The sequence below is a fragment of the Enterobacter sp. RCC_40 genome, from assembly GCF_041360735.1.
GTDB lineage: Bacteria > Pseudomonadota > Gammaproteobacteria > Enterobacterales > Enterobacteriaceae > Enterobacter > Enterobacter ludwigii.
Window position 1 is genome coordinate 1 of the sequence record NZ_JBFUPR010000010.1, and the last position, 15,719, is coordinate 15,719.

Annotated in this window: 15 protein-coding genes; 7 read left to right on the forward strand and 8 right to left on the reverse strand. The window is 52.5% G+C overall.

What is annotated here, in order from left to right:
- Positions 1–104: 104 nt before the first annotated feature.
- Both mobB and mobA read right to left on the reverse strand, forming a co-directional pair.
- Positions 105–608 carry a molybdopterin-guanine dinucleotide biosynthesis protein MobB gene (mobB, locus tag AB6731_RS21480; RefSeq protein WP_032679273.1) on the reverse strand — a complete coding sequence of 168 codons (504 nt, stop codon included), beginning with the start codon at positions 606–608 and terminating at the stop codon, positions 105–107.
- Positions 605–1,189: a molybdenum cofactor guanylyltransferase MobA gene (gene mobA, locus AB6731_RS21485; protein ID WP_047742347.1), complete on the reverse strand. Its 585-nt coding sequence runs from the start codon at positions 1,187–1,189 to the stop codon at positions 605–607. The genes mobB and mobA overlap by 4 nt, the downstream gene beginning before the upstream one ends.
- 68 nt (positions 1,190–1,257) lie before the next feature.
- Between mobA and AB6731_RS21490 the strand changes: the two genes are divergently transcribed.
- The 3 genes from AB6731_RS21490 to dsbA all read left to right on the forward strand — a co-directional run bounded on the left by AB6731_RS21490 (position 1,258) and on the right by dsbA (position 3,240).
- Entirely contained in the window at positions 1,258–1,527 is a 270-nt protein-coding gene (locus AB6731_RS21490; RefSeq protein ID WP_010436801.1) for a YihD family protein, read from the forward strand.
- Between the two features lie 75 nt (positions 1,528–1,602).
- The gene (locus AB6731_RS21495) at positions 1,603–2,589 is read left to right on the forward strand and encodes a serine/threonine protein kinase (protein WP_371006783.1); all 987 of its coding nucleotides are present in this window, start codon (positions 1,603–1,605) and stop codon (positions 2,587–2,589) included.
- Between the two features lie 27 nt (positions 2,590–2,616).
- The gene (gene dsbA / locus AB6731_RS21500; RefSeq protein ID WP_020883990.1) at positions 2,617–3,240 is read left to right on the forward strand and encodes a thiol:disulfide interchange protein DsbA; all 624 of its coding nucleotides are present in this window, start codon (positions 2,617–2,619) and stop codon (positions 3,238–3,240) included.
- A gap of 24 nt (positions 3,241–3,264) precedes the next feature.
- On the opposite strand, the gene AB6731_RS21505 is transcribed toward dsbA, so the two are convergent.
- Positions 3,265–4,116: an acyltransferase gene (locus tag AB6731_RS21505; protein ID WP_277493414.1), complete on the reverse strand. Its 852-nt coding sequence runs from the start codon at positions 4,114–4,116 to the stop codon at positions 3,265–3,267.
- Here AB6731_RS21505 and AB6731_RS21510 point away from each other — a divergent pair.
- Positions 4,013–4,291: a hypothetical protein gene (locus AB6731_RS21510; protein ID WP_223399272.1), complete on the forward strand. Its 279-nt coding sequence runs from the start codon at positions 4,013–4,015 to the stop codon at positions 4,289–4,291. The genes AB6731_RS21505 and AB6731_RS21510 overlap by 104 nt on opposite strands.
- A 322-nt stretch (positions 4,292–4,613) precedes the next feature.
- Positions 4,614–7,406 (forward strand): DNA polymerase I, encoded by a 2,793-nt coding sequence (gene polA, locus AB6731_RS21515; RefSeq protein ID WP_020883988.1) that lies wholly within the window; start codon positions 4,614–4,616, stop codon positions 7,404–7,406.
- Positions 7,407–7,719: 313 nt separating this feature from the next.
- On the opposite strand, the gene yihA is transcribed toward polA, so the two are convergent.
- Positions 7,720–8,349, reverse strand: coding sequence for a ribosome biogenesis GTP-binding protein YihA/YsxC (yihA, locus tag AB6731_RS21520; protein ID WP_014172255.1), 630 nt, complete (start codon positions 8,347–8,349; stop codon positions 7,720–7,722).
- A 578-nt stretch (positions 8,350–8,927) separates the two neighbouring features.
- On the opposite strand from yihA, the gene yihI reads away from it, so the two are divergent.
- Both yihI and hemN read left to right on the forward strand, forming a co-directional pair.
- Positions 8,928–9,443 carry a Der GTPase-activating protein YihI gene (yihI, locus tag AB6731_RS21525; protein WP_014172254.1) on the forward strand — a complete coding sequence of 172 codons (516 nt, stop codon included), beginning with the start codon at positions 8,928–8,930 and terminating at the stop codon, positions 9,441–9,443.
- A gap of 188 nt (positions 9,444–9,631) precedes the next feature.
- Complete coding sequence (gene hemN, locus AB6731_RS21530; RefSeq protein ID WP_050737758.1) at positions 9,632–11,005, forward strand: oxygen-independent coproporphyrinogen III oxidase; 1,374 nt, start codon at positions 9,632–9,634, stop codon at positions 11,003–11,005.
- Between the two features lie 64 nt (positions 11,006–11,069).
- On the opposite strand, the gene AB6731_RS21535 is transcribed toward hemN, so the two are convergent.
- From AB6731_RS21535 to glnA, 4 genes are all read right to left on the reverse strand, one after another.
- Positions 11,070–11,180: a YshB family small membrane protein gene (locus tag AB6731_RS21535; protein WP_032670298.1), complete on the reverse strand. Its 111-nt coding sequence runs from the start codon at positions 11,178–11,180 to the stop codon at positions 11,070–11,072.
- Between the two features lie 110 nt (positions 11,181–11,290).
- Complete coding sequence (glnG, locus tag AB6731_RS21540) at positions 11,291–12,703, reverse strand: nitrogen regulation protein NR(I) (protein ID WP_020883985.1); 1,413 nt, start codon at positions 12,701–12,703, stop codon at positions 11,291–11,293.
- Positions 12,704–12,714: 11 nt separating this feature from the next.
- Positions 12,715–13,764, reverse strand: a complete 1,050-nt coding sequence (gene glnL / locus AB6731_RS21545; protein WP_014172250.1) for a nitrogen regulation protein NR(II) — start codon at positions 13,762–13,764, stop codon at positions 12,715–12,717.
- 185 nt (positions 13,765–13,949) lie between these two features.
- Complete coding sequence (gene glnA / locus AB6731_RS21550) at positions 13,950–15,359, reverse strand: glutamate--ammonia ligase (protein WP_014172249.1); 1,410 nt, start codon at positions 15,357–15,359, stop codon at positions 13,950–13,952.
- Positions 15,360–15,719 lie beyond the last annotated feature (360 nt).

Below are 15,719 nucleotides of genomic sequence, written 5' to 3' on the forward strand. Positions count from 1 at the left end.
TCCCCATGCGAGAGTAGGGAACTGCCAGGCATCAATTAAAAGAACCCCGTACCGTATGGTGCGGGGTTTTTTGCTTTGGGTTTTTCCCGCTGCCGGAGAGAGCATCAGACAGCACACCAATTCAAAATAAACGCGGCGATCTCCTCAACGTTATTCAAATCCAGTACCGGTACCTCCAGATCCAGGGCTACGTCACTGGCGACTGCAATCACATGCTCATCGAGCGTCAGCTCGTGAACATCATGCCCGGCATGGCTTCTGAACAGTAGGATCTTTGCCACCGCGTCATGCTTAAACCCCTCAACCAGCACCAGATCCAGAGTAGAGTGATCCATCCGGCTAACCAGATACATGAGATCCAGCGGCGCTTCATCCGGTGTTTCAGTCATCAATGCCCAGCGCTGATCACTCGCCACCATCGTTTGGGCTGCACCTGCCTTACGCAGCTCATAGCTGTCTTTTCCCGGCTTATCGACATCCATATTATGATGCGTATGCTTAATTAATCCGGGGCGAACACCTTTAGCGCAAAGCGCAGGGATCAGTTTTTTCAGCAGCGTCGTTTTCCCGGTACCACTCCAGGCTGAAATGGCCAAAACAGGTATCATTTTTTCTCCTGCATCATCTGCAAATCTTCTGTGGTATTGACGTTCATAAACGCCGATTTCAAATCGCTAAAATCGACGGGATGGCCGCCTGACTGGCGCATAAAAGCCATCACCCTGCGCTCTCCTGCCGTCAGGTACTCCTGTAACGCCGGAACTAACGAACGGTGGATCAACGCAACAGCAGGGTGGTCACGCTCACCATCATGGGCCCAGACAACGGGTGCGCTACCACGAAGCCGTACCATGCGTTCGACAAGACAAGACGGAATAAACGGGGTATCACACGGACAGAAGATAAACCACTCTCCGTGCGCCTGCTGCATAACCGAAAGCATACCGGCCAGCGGCCCGGGGTAATTCTCCTGAGTATCCTCGTAAACGGGATACCCGCTACGCTGATAAACATCTCTATGCCTGTTAGCGCTGATGGCCATTGTCATGACCTGGCCCGCAAGCGTATCAGCGACATGCTGCCAGAGTGGCTTACCGTTAAGGAGCTGAAGACCTTTATCTTTCCCCCCCATTCGGGTTGCCTTGCCACCCGCCAGAACAACGCCGATTATTTGCTGGCCATGATTCATGAATATCGCCTCTTTTATTGTGGGATTGACCCTGCTAACGTGTCACTCTCAATGAAAGGAGCACCACCATGAAATGTAAACGTCTGAATGAAGTCATTGAACTCCTCCAGCCGGCCTGGCAAAAAGAGCCAGAGCTTAATCTGATGCAATTTTTACAGAAACTGGCGAAAGAGTCAGGTTTTGACGGCGAACTGACAGACCTTTCTGACGATATCCTGATCTACCATCTCAAAATGCGCGACTCTGCCAAAGACGCTGTTATTCCTGGTATTCAGAAAGATTATGAGGAAGATTTTAAAACCGCGTTGCTGCGCGCACGTGGCGTAATTAAAGAGTAAAAGCTTGTAAGCGGCGGCACCGAAATCGCCACAAGATGATATCCTGAATCATTCGTATAATTTCCGGATGATCGGATGAACGACCAGGCTTTTACTTTCCAGACATTACACCCGGATACCATTATGGATGCGCTGTTTGAACAGGGTATTCGGGTGGATTCCGGGCTAACCCCCTTAAATAGCTACGAAAACCGCGTCTATCAGTTTCAGGACGAGGATCGTCAGCGCTTCGTCGTAAAGTTCTATCGCCCTCAACGTTGGTCCGCAGAACAAATTCAGGAAGAGCACCAGTTTGCTCACGATCTGCTGGATGATGATGTTCCCGTTGCCGCGCCGCTTAAATTTAATAACCAAACGCTGCTCACCCACGAAGGGTTTTACTACGCCGTATTCCCAAGCCTGGGGGGCCGCCAGTTTGAAGCGGATAATATCGATCAGATGGAGTGGGTTGCCCGATATCTGGGACGCATTCACCAGACGGGACGCAAAGAAGACTTTATTGCCCGTCCGACAATCGGTATTCAGGAATACCTGCTGGAACCTCGTCAGGTATTTGAAACCTCGGCGCTAATCCCCAAAGCGCTTAAGGATAATTTCCTCAACGCGACCGATAAACTTATTGATGCGGTGAAAATCTGCTGGCGCGATGATATTTCCGTTCTGCGTCTGCACGGCGATTGTCACGCTGGTAATATTCTCTGGCGTGATGGCCCGCTGTTCGTCGATCTCGATGATGCACGTATGGGGCCAGCGGTTCAGGACCTGTGGATGCTGCTCAATGGCGATAAAGCTGAGCAACGGATGCAGCTTGAAACGATTATTGAGGCCTATGAAGAGTTTAGCCCTTTTAATTCAGACGAAATTGTCCTGATTGAACCTTTACGCGCGATGCGTTTTGTTTATTATCTCGCATGGTTAATCAGGCGTTGGGACGATCCTGCATTTCCCCGTAATTTCCCGTGGCTTACCGGAGAGGATTACTGGCGCAGCCAGATATCCACATTTACTGAGCAGGTTAAGGTTCTTAAGGAGCCCCCTCTGCAATTAACGCCGATGTATTAATTGGACACACCCAGGAGAGAGTTAATCATGAAAAAAATTTGGCTGGCGCTGGCAGGTATGATTCTGGCATTTAGCGCTTCTGCTGCGCAGTTTACCGACGGCAAACAGTATACGACGCTGGAAAAACCAGTCGCTGGCGAGCCACAGGTTCTGGAGTTCTTCTCGTTCTATTGCCCACATTGCTATCAGTTCGAGCAGGTGCTGCATGTTTCCGATAACGTGAAGAAAAAGCTGCCAGAAGGCACCAAAATGACCAAGTATCACGTTGAGTTCCTGGGCCCATTGGGTAAAGACCTGACTCAGGCATGGGCGGTAGCTATCGCGCTGGGCGTGGAAGATAAGATCACTGCACCAATGTTTGAAGCAGTCCAGAAAACCCAGACAGTTCAGACGACTGCAGATATCCGTAAAGTCTTCGTGGATGCCGGTGTGAAAGGTGAAGAATACGACGCGGCATGGAACAGCTTTGTGGTGAAATCTCTGGTAGCCCAGCAGGAAAAAGCCGCCGCAGACCTTCAGCTGCAGGGCGTTCCGGCGATGTATGTTAACGGCAAATATCAGCTGAACACGCAGGGCATGGACACCAGCAGCATGGATATCTTCGTACAGCAGTACGCGGATACCGTGAAATATCTGGTCGAGAAGAAGTAAGATCAATAAAGAAAAAAACGCCGGTCACTGACCGGCGTTTTTGTATGAAGATTTAATTTTTTCTATCTGTTCATCTTTCTCATTCCAGAGCGTATTCAGCCAACGCTGGAAAAGACGTTTGAAATTCTTATCGTTAACGTAATCCCCGTGCAACCCGTCATCAACCGGCACCAGCTCGATGCGTACAACGATCCGCGTCAGCTTGCCGCTGAGCATATCGAAGAACGGTGTCCTGTCGTTTTCCGGATAGCAGAGCGTGACGTTGAGTAATTTATCGAACTGCGCGCCCAACACGTTAAGCGCCATCGCAATGCCTGCAGCCTTGGGCGGCAGCAGGTGCTGATAAGGAGAGCGAGTTTGTTGACGCTTCTCTTCCGTAAAGCGCGAGCCTTCCACGAAGTTCACAATGGTTGTCGGATGCGCGCGAAATTTTTCGCAGGAGCGGCGGGTGGTTTCTACATCTTTACCACGACGCTCCGGATGACGAAGCAAATAGCTGCGCGAATAGCGTTTCATAAACGGCATATCAAGCGCCCAGCAGGCCAGACCGATAAAAGGCACCCAAGCGAGCTGCTGTTTCAGGAAGTATTTGTTCATCGGGATATGTTTGCGGAAAAGCACGCATAACACCACGATGTCTGCCCAGCTGTGGTGGTTGCAGATAAGCAGGTACCAGTTCTTTTTGTTGAGGCCTTCAAGCCCTTCCACATCCCACTTCAGGTGTGGGTTCAGGTACAACAGGAACGCCAGTCCTTCACACCAGCAGTGCATCATGAAATTACAAAATGCGGATACGGCTCGCCATACCACGGGCACGGGCAGCAGCAACTTAATGATGCCGGCAATAATGATCGGCACAGAACAGGCGACAGTCACCAGAATAGTTAAAATGATGCTTAAAGGTAATGTTATTGCTGCGAGCAATCTCGACATGATGAGCTTTTTCAGATGGTTAGCTGTAAGTGAGCGGCCGGCTATCCGGTGCAGGGCGCTGATTTTATCAGAAATCAGACAAAATAAGGGTGCTTTCATGCCAGGCGTTGCGGGATAACGCCCGGGAGCAGAAGATTTCGCTATAACGGCATGCGGCCCTGGGCTTATATCCACATAGACTAAATTGTCATCAATTGGCCATAAAGATCAAATGAAACATAATAACTCTATGATATATAGCATCTATTTATTATGAGGTATGTACTTTTAGCGTCTGTTATTCCTGTGACGTAAAAGTATGCACAAACTTATCCACAGATTTATTTTTGCGAGCGATCCTCACGATCGCAAAATCTTTTCCTGTATCTGGCGCTAATAACTGATGTTTTCATCCTTCTGTGGCATCCTTTACGCATAAATTGATTAAAGGCACGGACATTATGGTTCAGATCCCAGAAAACCCTCTTATTCTCGTCGACGGCTCTTCTTACCTGTATCGGGCGTACCATGCGTTTCCTCCTCTGACCAATAGCGCAGGGGAACCTACCGGCGCAATGTACGGCGTGCTAAACATGCTGCGCAGCCTGATCCTTCAGTACCAACCAACCCATGCGGCAGTGGTGTTTGATGCGAAAGGTAAAACCTTCCGCGACGAGCTTTTTGAGCATTACAAATCTCACCGTCCGCCAATGCCTGACGATCTGCGTGCGCAGATTGAACCGCTGCACGCGATGGTAAAAGCGATGGGCTTGCCGCTGCTGGCCGTCTCTGGGGTCGAAGCCGATGACGTAATAGGTACGCTGGCACGTGAAGCAGAAAAAATGGGTCGTCCGGTACTGATCAGTACAGGGGATAAAGATATGGCGCAGCTGGTAACGCCGGGTATCACCCTGATTAACACCATGACCAACACCATCCTGGGGCCTGAAGAGGTGGTTACAAAATATGGCGTGCCGCCAGAGCTGATTATCGACTTCCTCGCGCTGATGGGCGACTCCTCGGATAACATCCCAGGTGTACCTGGCGTGGGTGAAAAGACCGCCCAGGCGCTGCTTCAGGGATTGGGCGGGCTGGATACGCTGTACGCGGAGCCGGACAAAATCGCCGGGCTCTCCTTCCGTGGCGCAAAAACCATGGCCGGAAAGCTGGAAGAGAACAAAGAGGTGGCTTATCTCTCCTATAAGCTGGCAACCATAAAAACCGATGTTGAACTGGAACTGGGTTGTGAGCAGCTGGAAGTGCAGCAGCCTTCCGCAGACGAACTGCTAAGCCTGTTTAAGAAATACGAATTCAAGCGCTGGACCACTGACGTGGAAGCCGGTAAATGGCTGCAGGCAAAAGGGGCCAAACCGGCTGCTAAGCCAAAGGAGACGATTGTCGTTGATGCCGAAGAGCTGGCAGAAGAAGAGGCCATCGCGCTCTCTTTCGACAACTACGAAACCCTCCTTGAAGAGTCACAACTGGTGGCGTGGATTGAGAAACTCAAAAAAGCGCCGTTCTTTGCCTTCGATACGGAAACCGACAGCCTCGATAACATCTCCGCCAATATGGTCGGCCTGTCATTTGCGACGGAGCCGGGAATGGCGGCCTATGTGCCCGTTGCACATGATTACCTTGATGCGCCTGATCAGATCCCGCGTGAGCGTGTGCTGGAGCTGCTGAAGCCGATTCTGGAAGATGACAAGGCGCTTAAGGTCGGGCAAAACCTCAAATATGATCGCGGCATTCTGCAAAACTATGGCATTGAGCTGCGCGGCATTGCGTTCGATACCATGCTGGAATCTTACATTCTCGACAGCGTGGCGGGTCGTCACGATATGGACTCCTTATCCGACCGTTGGCTCAAGCATAAGACCATTACCTTTGAAGAGATTGCCGGAAAAGGTAAAAACCAGCTCACCTTCAATCAGATTGCCCTGGAAGAAGCGGGTCGCTACGCGGCCGAAGACGCCGATGTCACGCTGCAACTGCACCTGAAGATGTGGCCAAAACTGCAGAAGCACGAAGGTCCGCTGAACGTGTTCCAGCACATTGAGATGCCGCTGGTACCTGTGCTCTCGCGCATTGAGCGCAACGGCGTAAAAATTGATCCGACGGTGCTGCATAACCACTCTGGAGAACTGGCGCAGCGGTTGACCGAGCTTGAGCAGAAGGCGCATGAGCTTGCCGGCGAACCGTTTAACCTTTCATCTCCGAAACAGCTTCAGACCATCCTGTTTGAAAAGCAGGGAATTAAGCCGCTGAAGAAAACCCCTGGCGGCGCGCCATCAACGTCTGAAGAAGTGCTTGAGGAACTGGCGCTGGATTACCCGCTGCCAAAAGTGATTCTCCAGTACCGTGGTCTGGCGAAGCTGAAGTCTACCTATACCGATAAACTTCCGCTGATGATCAACCCTAAAACGGGCCGCGTGCATACCTCGTATCATCAGGCTGTGGCGGCGACCGGTCGTCTCTCCTCGACCGATCCAAATCTGCAGAACATCCCGGTACGTAATGAAGAAGGCCGTCGTATCCGTCAGGCGTTTATCGCGCCAGACGACTACCTGATCGTCTCGGCCGACTACTCGCAAATTGAGCTGCGTATTATGGCGCACCTGTCACGCGACAAGGGGCTGCTGACGGCCTTTGCGGAAGGAAAGGATATCCACCGTGCAACGGCGGCTGAAGTCTTTGGGCTGCCGCTGGACAGCGTGACTCACGAGCAACGTCGCAGTGCGAAGGCGATCAACTTCGGTCTGATCTACGGCATGAGCGCCTTTGGCCTTTCGCGCCAGCTCAACATTCCGCGTAAAGAGTCGCAGAAGTATATGGATCTCTACTTCGAGCGTTATCCGGGCGTGCTGGAATATATGGAACGCACCCGTGCGCAGGCGAAGGAGAAAGGCTACGTCGAAACCCTGGATGGCCGTCGCCTTTATCTGCCGGACATCAAATCAAGCAACGCCGCGCGTCGTGCCGGTGCAGAACGTGCTGCCATCAACGCCCCGATGCAGGGGACGGCGGCAGATATTATTAAGCGCGCGATGATTGCGGTTGATGCCTGGCTGGAAAAAGAGAAGCCACGCGTGAAGATGATCATGCAGGTACACGATGAACTGGTATTCGAAGTCCACAAAGATGATCTGGACGCTGTGTCGAAGAAGATCCACGAACTGATGGAAAGCAGCATGACGCTTGACGTGCCGTTGCTGGTGGAAGTGGGCAGCGGTGAAAACTGGGATCAAGCTCACTAAGGGTTCTGCCAATAACGCGCTTTTTATGTAAGTTAGCAACATAACAAAGTGCGTTTTGTGACGATCATTAGAATTCCCTATGTAAAGAATGAAAAAAAACTACAAAAAGTGCTTTTTCTACAGCAAAAAAAGGGGTAGAGTTATTCGCGTAGGGTACAGAGGTAAGATGTTCTATCTTTCAGACCTTTTACTTCACGTAATCGGATTTGGCTGAATATTTTAGCCGCCCCAGTCAGTAATGACTGGGGCGTTTTTTATTGCGGCAAAGAAAAATCCAGGCAAAAAAAAAGCGCGGACATCGCCGCGCTCGGTATTACTCTTCTTCCGCTTCCGTCGCGGGTTCCAGCTCGTTGAACCAGCTATCGAGCTTCTGACGCAGCTTGTCGACACCCTGCTTTTTCAGCGAGGAGAACGGCTCCACCTGTACGTCGCCGTTAAAAGCCAGCACCGCTTCGCGAACCATATTCACCTGCGCTTTACGCGCGCCGCTCGCCAGTTTATCCGCTTTAGTCAGCAGTACCAGCACGGCTATCTCACTTGAGACAGCCCAGTCGATCATCTGCTGATCGAGATCTTTCAGGGGATGGCGGATATCCATCAGCACCACCAGACCTTTCAGGCACTGGCGTTTTTCCAGGTATTCACCCAGCGCGCGCTGCCATTTGATCTTCATCTCTTCCGGTACTTGCGCGTAACCATATCCCGGTAAGTCGACCAGGCGTTTGCCTTCTGCCACTTCAAACAGGTTAATCAGCTGAGTACGGCCAGGTGTTTTTGAGGTACGCGCCAGGCTCTTCTGATTGGTCAGCGTATTCAGGGCGCTGGATTTGCCCGCGTTAGAGCGGCCAGCAAAAGCCACTTCAATGCCAGTATCAGAAGGAAGGTGGCGGATATCGGGCGCACTGGTGACAAAATGCGTCTGTTGGTAGTTCCAGGTAGTCACGTGGTCGTCTCCAAAATCGTAATCTGAGGGGGATTATACCTGAATGCCGGCAAAAGACTTTTTTGATTGCACAGTGCCTGTAGGTTAAAACCCTGGCGGTTGTGAGAGATCGGCTATGAATACTATGGGAGATTTCAGAGAATTCGCAGGCGTTAAAAAAGCCAAATTGTTTTAAATCATAAGCTTATTCTCGGGTAATTATCTGAAAATCCGTTTTTGTGCCGTTTCGTTGCTTGTCAGTTTAACTGAACAGGGTAAAGTGTGCGTCAGGGCGAGGAAGCCAACAGGAAACAGACTTAAGGATTAGGGTCAGGAGCGCCAGGAGGCGAAGACGCAGGATTGTCAGGATGACCAACGCCTGGAGGCGTTTTAACAGGAAACGGAACCGTATCACGGACGGTATTAGCCAAGGGATAAACAGGGTTTGTTGTTGGCAAACACGGAATGTCTGACCCGTTAAGGGTTGTGAGTCAGGAAAAAAGGCGACAGATTGCTCTGTCGCCTTTTTTCTTTGCTTGCTTTCTGCTAGATTTCGCCGCAATTCTATACTGAAGAAAACGACTTAAAGATAAAACATCATGAAAAAACCGACCTCCGCTGCGGGCGCTAAACGCCCTGCAAAAGCACACCGCAAAACGCGCGAAGAACTGAACCAGGAATCGCGCGATCGCAAACGCGATAAAAAACATCGCGGTCATGCTGCGGGTAGCCGTGCAAACGGTGGTGATGCTTCTGGCGCTTCTGCGAAAAACAAGCAGCAGAAAGACCCACGTATTGGCAGTAAAACACCTGTTCCACTGGGCGTGACAGACACCCCGGTCACTAAGCAGCACAAACCAAAGAGCGAGAAACCTATGCTTTCACCGCAGGCTGAGCTGGATTTGCTGGAGAACGATGAGCGCCTGGACGCGCTGCTGGAACGTCTTGAAGAGGGTGAAACCCTGACCGCCGAAGAGCAGTCATGGGTTGATGCCAAACTGGACCGCATTGATGAGCTGATGCAGAAGCTGGGTCTGTCTTACGACGATGACGAAGATGAAGAAGAAGACGAAAAGCAGGAAGATATGATGCGTCTTCTGAAGGGTGGAAACTAACATTTGCATCCGGCAGGGACGATAGTCCTGCTAATAACCCTTCCGGTTATATGTTATCTGGTGTGGTTATTCGTTAAACTACGGCGGTTGTCGCGGCGACAGAAGTGGCTGCGCACCCGAGTGATGGCCCGCGATGGGGCCAGAACGGGCCGCCGTATGCGAACGCGACACCAACGGAAGGAGTGAGCATGTCTGTACCAACTATCGACTGGGATTTGGCCCTAATCCAGAAATATAACTATTCCGGGCCGCGTTATACGTCATACCCCACCGCGCTGGAGTTCTCCGATAGTTTCGGCGAGGCGGCGTTTCAGCAGGCTGTCGCGCGCTACCCCGAGCGACCGCTGTCGCTCTATGTCCATATTCCGTTCTGCCACAAGCTCTGCTACTTCTGCGGCTGCAATAAAATCGTTACCCGTCAGCAGCATAAAGCCGATCAGTATCTGGATGCGCTGGAGCAGGAAATTCTGCACCGTGCCCCGCTGTTTGCCGGCCGTCACGTCAGCCAGCTTCACTGGGGTGGGGGGACGCCAACGTATCTGAATAAAGCGCAGATCAGCCGTTTAATGACGCTCCTGCGCAACAACTTCCGTTTTAACGACGATGCTGAAATCTCGATCGAGGTCGATCCGCGCGAAATTGAGCTGGATGTACTGGATCACTTACGCGCTGAAGGTTTCAATCGCCTGAGCATGGGCGTGCAGGACTTCAACAAAGAGGTGCAGCGGCTGGTGAACCGTGAGCAGGATGAAGAGTTTATCTTTGCCTTACTCAACCACGCCCGCGATATCGGCTTTACGTCGACCAATATCGACCTGATTTACGGCCTGCCTAAGCAAACGCCGGAGAGCTTCGCCTTCACGCTGAAACGCGTGGCCGAACTCAACCCGGACCGCCTGAGCGTCTTTAACTATGCGCATCTGCCGACGCTGTTTGCCGCTCAGCGCAAAATCAAAGATGCCGACCTGCCTTCTGCCCAACAGAAGCTGGATATTTTGCAGGAAACCATCGCCTCGCTGACCGAAGCCGGTTATCAGTTCATCGGCATGGATCACTTTGCTCGTCCGGATGACGAGCTGGCTATTGCCCAGCGCGAAGGCGTACTGCACCGAAATTTCCAGGGATACACCACCCAGGGCGACACCGATTTGCTGGGGATGGGCGTCTCCGCCATCAGCATGATCGGTGACTGCTACGCGCAGAACCAGAAAGAGCTGAAACTTTACTATCAGCAGGTAGATGACGCGGGCAACGCGCTGTGGCGCGGTATCGCGTTAACGCGCGATGACTGCATCCGTCGTGACGTGATTAAGGCGCTCATCTGTAACTTCCGTCTTGATTTCAGCGAGGTGGAAGCGCAGTGGGATCTGCATTTCAGCGATTACTTTGCTGATGACCTGAAGCTGTTAGCGCCTCTGGCAAAAGATGGGCTGGTGGATGTTTCAGAACGTGCAATTGACGTGACACCCAAAGGGCGCCTGTTGATTCGTAATATCTGCATGTGCTTCGACGCCTATCTGCGTCAGAAAGCGCGTCTACAGCAGTTCTCACGCGTCATTTAAGACGTGCCAAAATATTTGGCCGGGTAAGGCGAAGCCGCTACCCGGCTTTTTTGTTAGCGACTCTCTAGCTAAACAGCCCAACCAGCGCCGCGCACAGCACAGCAGCAACGGCTGTTTGTGGCGTGTGGCTTTCAGCTGCTCCACTTGAGAGCATATTCACTAATGTTTCCAGCATGATGATCACCCTCACTTTCCGGGCACGATCATACAAAAATCATTGATACAGTAAAGCGCAAAATAGCAGCAATTTGCGCTCAATTAATAACCTTTACACAAGGGTAAAGATCACTCCATGCCAAGCTCTTTCAGCTTACGCGTCAGGGTATTACGTCCCCATCCCAGCAGGCGTGCCGCTTCCTGCTTATGGCCCTGTGTATGGCGGAGTGCGGTGGTCAACAGCGTGCGCTCCATCTCGGGCTGGGCTTCAGACAGCAAGTTTTGATGACCGGAACGCAGCGCGCGATCGGCCCACTGTGCCAGCAGCGTCGCCCAGCTGTCCGGCAATGCATGTCCGGTGCTGCTTTCTGGCGCAGTCGCTTCAAACAGTTCAGCCGGTAAATCCTGAATCAGGACTTCCTGTCCGGCGGCCATTACGGTCAACCAGCGACAGGTGTTTTCCAGCTGACGCACGTTGCCCGGCCACGCCAGACGGGTGAGGGCGGCATCGGTTTCCGGGTGCAACTGCTTGGCTTCCACGCCCAGCTCACGGGCAGCGACCTGCAGAAAATGACGCGCCAGGCGGGGAATATCTTCACGGCGTTCACGTAGCGGTGGCAAATGAACGCGGATCACGTTCAGGCGATGGAATAAATCCTCACGGAATTTACCTTCCTGGACGCGCTGCTCCAGATTCTGGTGCGTCGCGGCAATAATGCGCACGTCAACCTTCACCGGCGCATAGCCACCTACGCGATAAAACTGTCCGTCGGCCAACACGCGCAGCAGACGGGTCTGGACATCCAGCGGCATATCGCCGATTTCATCCAGGAAGAGTGTTCCACCGTCAGCCTGCTCGAAGCGACCCTGGCGAATGGTATTCGCGCCAGTAAAAGCCCCTTTCTCATGGCCAAACAGTTCGGATTCAATTAAATCCTTTGGGATGGCGGCCATATTCAGGGCGATAAACGGTGCTTTTGCCCGCGGGCTGTGGCGATGTAAGGCATGCGCTACCAGCTCTTTACCGGTTCCCGATTCACCGTTAATCAGTACGCTGATGGACGAGCGTGACAGACGGCCAATGATACGAAACACATCCTGCATGGCCGGCGCTTCGCCAATGATGTCCGTCGTGGGCCCGAAGTCAGGCGTGTGACGAGGCTGCTGCTGCTCCTGGTAGTGGCTGATCGCGCGCTCAACCAGGGCGACCGCTTCGTCGATATCAAACGGTTTGGGCAGGTAATCGAACGCCCCTTGCTGATAGGCGCTCACCGCGGCGTCCAGGTCGGAATGCGCCGTCATTATGATGACCGGAAGCATAGGATGGCGTTGTTTGATCTGCTTTAAAAGCGCCAGCCCGTCCATTCCCGGCATGCGAATATCCGAAAGCAGCACATCCGGCGTTTTGGTGGTGAGTGCGTCGAGCACTTCGCTGCCGCTCTCAAACGTCGTGCAGCTTAATCCTGCCCCTGTGAGCGCGCGTTCAAGCACCCAACGGATGGAGCTATCGTCATCGACTACCCAGACTATCCCTCGTTGCATAAACGTCACCTTTATTTTTTAATCGGCAGGAAAACCGAAAACTCGGTATGTCCCGGCCAACTGGTAAATTCAATTTTTCCAGAGTGTTGATCGATCAAACTACGGGCAATGGATAACCCCAGGCCGGTACCGCCTTCGCGACCGCTGACCATCGGGTAGAACAGGGTGTCCTGAAGATGCGACGGAATACCCGGCCCGTTGTCCTCAACGTCGATGCGGGCAGCCAGACGATAGCGCACGCCGTGCAGTGTGAGCTGGAACGCGGTGCGGGTGCGCAAAATAATTTCGCCCCCTTCCGGCCCCAGCGCCTGCAGGGCATTACGCACAATATTCAGCAAGACCTGCTCAATCTGATCCGGGTCGTGCGCCAGTTCCGGCAGGCTTGGGTCGTAGTCACGGACCAGCGTGACGTTCTCCGGCAGCTCCATCGAGACGAGTTTCACAACCCGCTCAGCCACTTTATGAATACTTTCTGAGACATGCATGCCGGGCTGTTGTGGCCCGAGCAGACGGTCAACCAGGTTACGCAGGCGGTCTGCCTGCTCAATGATGACGTTGGTGTACTCCGCCAGCGCAGGGTCGGGCAGCGCTTTGGTCAGGAGTTGTGCCGCACCGCGTAAGCCACCCAGCGGGTTCTTGATTTCATGCGCCAGGCCTCGCACCAGGTCACGGGCGGCAATTTGCTGGGCATGCTGAAGTTGTTCCTGGCTCAGGCGGCGCTGATTATCCATCGGCGCCATTTCAAGCAGGATCAGCCCTTCAGGAAGCCGTTGTGCGGTAAGCGATAAAATATGTGAGCGCCCGTCGATCACCAGCGTGACTTCGTTATCGGTAAAGCCCTGACCGGCCTGCAGACTTTCCTGCATCAGGCCAATATTCAGCGAGAAATAGCTCAATAATTCCGGAAGCGGGGTGCCAAACAGTTTGCGTGAACTCTGGGCGAGCAGCTGCTGCGCCGCCGGGTTGGCGTAATGTACGGCCAGCTCGTCGTCGACCAGCAAAATACTGTTAATCAAAGAATTGAGGATCTGCCCAGCATCGGGCAGCGTGCCAGTTGCCATTCAGCAGTCTCCTGGAGTTGGTTGCACTAATTTAGTGCAGTATAGCTTTTTCGTCGTAAAAAGCGCGTGAGATCAGTTTGTTGGTGGAGAAAAAAGCCCATCCGGAGATGGGCTGAAAGTTTCCACGGCAACAAATAAAAGCTTGTGAGATCGCGCGTAAAAGGGCGCGCGAAACTCATTGAAACTTAAACGCTGTAGTACAGTTCGAACTCAACCGGGTGTGGCGTCATACGCACACGGTCGTTTTCTTCAGTACGCAGGGCGATGTAAGCATCGATAGCGTCGTCAGTGAACACGCCACCCGCAGTCAGGAACTCGCGGTCTGCGTCCAGCGCCTGCAGGGCTTCTTCCAGAGAGCCTGCAACCTGTGGGATCTCTTTCGCTTCTTCTGGCGGCAGGTCGTACAGGTTTTTGTCCATGGCTTCGCCTGGGTGGATCTTGTTCTTGATACCGTCCAGACCCGCCATCAGCAGTGCTGCGAAGCACAGGTATGGGTTAGCAGCTGGATCCGGGAAGCGAACTTCGATACGACGCGCTTTAGGAGACGCTACCACCGGGATACGGATAGAAGCAGAACGGTTACGCGCAGAGTACGCCAGCATTACCGGTGCTTCGTAGCCTGGGACCAGACGCTTGTAGGAGTTAGTGGTTGGGTTCGCCAGGGCGTTGATCGCTTTAGCGTGTTTGATTACGCCGCCAATGTAATACAGAGCCTGCTCAGACAGACCGGCATATTTGTCGCCAGAGAACAGGTTGGTTCCGTTCTTGGACAGAGACATGTGGCAGTGCATACCGGAACCGTTATCGCCAAACATTGGTTTTGGCATGAAGGTCGCGGTTTTACCGAAACGGTGCGCAACGTTGTGCACAACGTATTTGTAGATCTGAATTTCGTCTGCTTTTTTGGTCATGGTGTTGAAGCGGGTTGCCACTTCGTTCTGACCCGCAGTCGCCACTTCGTGGTGGTGAGCTTCAACCACCAGGCCCATCTCTTCCATCACCAGACACATGGTGGAACGGATGTCCTGAGCGGAGTCGACCGGAGGAACCGGGAAGTAACCGCCTTTAACGCCAGGACGGTGACCTTTGTTACCACCTTCGTATTTGGTGGAGGAGTTCCATGCACCTTCGATATCGTCGATGGCAACGTGGGAGCCAGAAATAGAGGCACCGAAACGGATGTCATCAAACAGGAAGAATTCTGGCTCTGGCCCGAACAGTACGGTGTCTGCGATACCGGTTGAACGCAGGTACTCTTCAGCGCGTTTCGCGATGGAGCGTGGGTCGCGGTCGTAGCCCTGCAGTGTGCCTGGCTCGAGGATGTCGCAACGGATGATCAGGGTTGGTTCTTCGAAGAACGGATCAATGACCGCAGTGGAAGCGTCAGGCATCAGAACCATGTCAGATTCGTTGATACCTTTCCAGCCGCCAATGGAGGAGCCGTCAAACATTTTGCCTTCTTCAAAGAATTCGGCGTTTACCTGATGAGCAGGAATAGTGACGTGCTGTTCTTTACCTTTGGTATCGGTGAAGCGCAGATCAACAAACTTCACTTCATGTTCGTTCAGCATCGTCAAAACGTGTTCAGCGGACATACTTAACTCTCCAGATTGGTCATTGTCGTCGTGGTAACGAGGTCTTCAATTTCTGTCTTGGGCTGGCTGTGTGCCATTTTTTTGCCGTATTTTTATAAAGCGAAATCTGTGCCAACTTTTAAAACACCCCAAAAAGGCGTTATCATGCGCACCATAGTGCAAAAGTGCTGCACCACAATGGTTATGTTGCACCAGTATAGTGCTTCAGTGTGAACACTGAGCACCATATTGGTGCAATTTTCGTTAAAGTGCCCTTTTTACGCTCCGTGAAAGCGATCACAAAGCATCTCTGCAATACTTGTTTGCGGGGGATGTTTGTGATCCTGTTTTGTAGTGCGATTAATCCGTGTACAATAACGC